This is a genomic window from Streptomyces silaceus (genome assembly GCF_001419745.1).
Taxonomy (GTDB): Bacteria; Actinomycetota; Actinomycetes; order Streptomycetales; family Streptomycetaceae; genus Streptomyces; species Streptomyces silaceus.
The window spans coordinates 1-1455 of record NZ_LIRJ01000693.1; the positions used below are offsets into that span (position 1 = coordinate 1).

Consider the following 1455-nt stretch of genomic DNA (forward strand, 5'->3'; position numbering starts at 1 on the left):
ACTGGCCCGCGCGCTGCGCCCGTTGAAGCAGACCGTGGCCGACCGCAGGCGGTGGGAGCTCGACGAGACGGCCACCGCCGAATCGACGGCCCACAGCGGCCTCACCGACGCCGTGCTGCGCCCCGCCCGCGCGCGCTGGCTCGATCTGACGCTGCTCGTGGACGACGGCGCCTCCATGCTCCTGTGGCAGCAACTCGCCCTGGAGACGCGGCTGCTCCTGGAGCGCAGCGGCGCCTTCCGGGACGTACGCGTGCACGGCCTGGACACCCGCAGCTGCGGCGCCCCGCTGCTCGGCCGCCGCCCCTTCGCGTCCGGCACCGCCGCGCTGGCGCCCGGCACCGTGACCGACCCCGGCGGCACCACGCTGATCCTCGTGCTCAGCGACGGCATCGGCGCGGCCTGGCACGACGGACGCATGCGTGAACTGCTCGGCCAGTGGGGGCGGTTCGGCCCGACGGCGGTGCTGCACGCGCTGCCTCCGCACCTGTGGGACGGCTCCGGCATCCGCGCCGAGCCCTGGCGGGTCACCAGCAGGCGGCGCGGCGCGCCCAACCTCACCTGGAACGTGGCGGATCCGGTGCTGCCGCCCGGACTCGCCGCGTTCGACGACGTGGCGGTCCCGGTGCTCGCACCGGAGCCGGGAGCGGTCGGCGCCTGGGCGGACCTGCTGGCCTCCCCCGGGGCGAGTGCCGTGCTGCCGCTCCTGCGGGCCCCCTTCGCCTCCTCCCCGGAGCCGCCTCCCGCACCGGACACGGAGCGGCGGGTCCTGCGGTTCCGTGACACGGCCTCCCCTGAGGCGTACCGCCTCGCCGCGCATCTCGCCGCCGTCGCCCCGGTCTCCGTGCCGGTGATGCGCCTGGTGCAGGACGCGCTCGGCCCGGACGTGACCACCGGGCACCTGGCCGAGGTGTTCCTGAGCGGGCTGCTGCGCCGCTGCGACGACGACACCGCTCTCGCGCCGCAGCACCGCAGTTACGACGTCACGACCGGCATCCGCGACATCCTGCTGGGCACCGCCCCGGCCCGCGAACTGCTGCGCACCAGCCGGACGGTCTCGGACCGGCTGGGGGAACTGGCCGGCCGGTCCGCCGACTTCCCCGCCTGGCTGGCCCACCCGGACGGGGCGGAGCGGGCCGGGCACGAGGGGCGGCCGTTCGGCTGGGTGGACGCACGGCTGCTGCGCAGGCTCGGAGTCGGCACGACGGCGACGGCACCCGCGCCGCCCGCCGCGCCGGAGCTTCCCGCGTACGTCGACGCACCGGGCTCACCGTGGCGGTCGCCGCTGCCCCACAACCCCCGGCAGGCGGGCCCCTGGCAGGTGTTCGCCCGGCACGTCGACGCGCGGACCACCAGCGGGATGTTCCTCGGGCGGCGTGCGGAAGGCGACGTCGCCGCGCTCCGGCTGACCCGCTCGGGTTCCGTGCGCCGCGCCTCCCTGCGCCGGCAGGCCGAGGC

At 77.2% G+C, this 1455-nt stretch carries 1 protein-coding gene; it reads left to right on the forward strand.

The genetic code is table 11. The features are described 5' to 3' along the window. A partial coding sequence (locus AOK22_RS38755) for an SAV_2336 N-terminal domain-related protein (protein ID WP_279617117.1) occupies positions 1-1455 on the forward strand: 1455 nt, incomplete at both ends.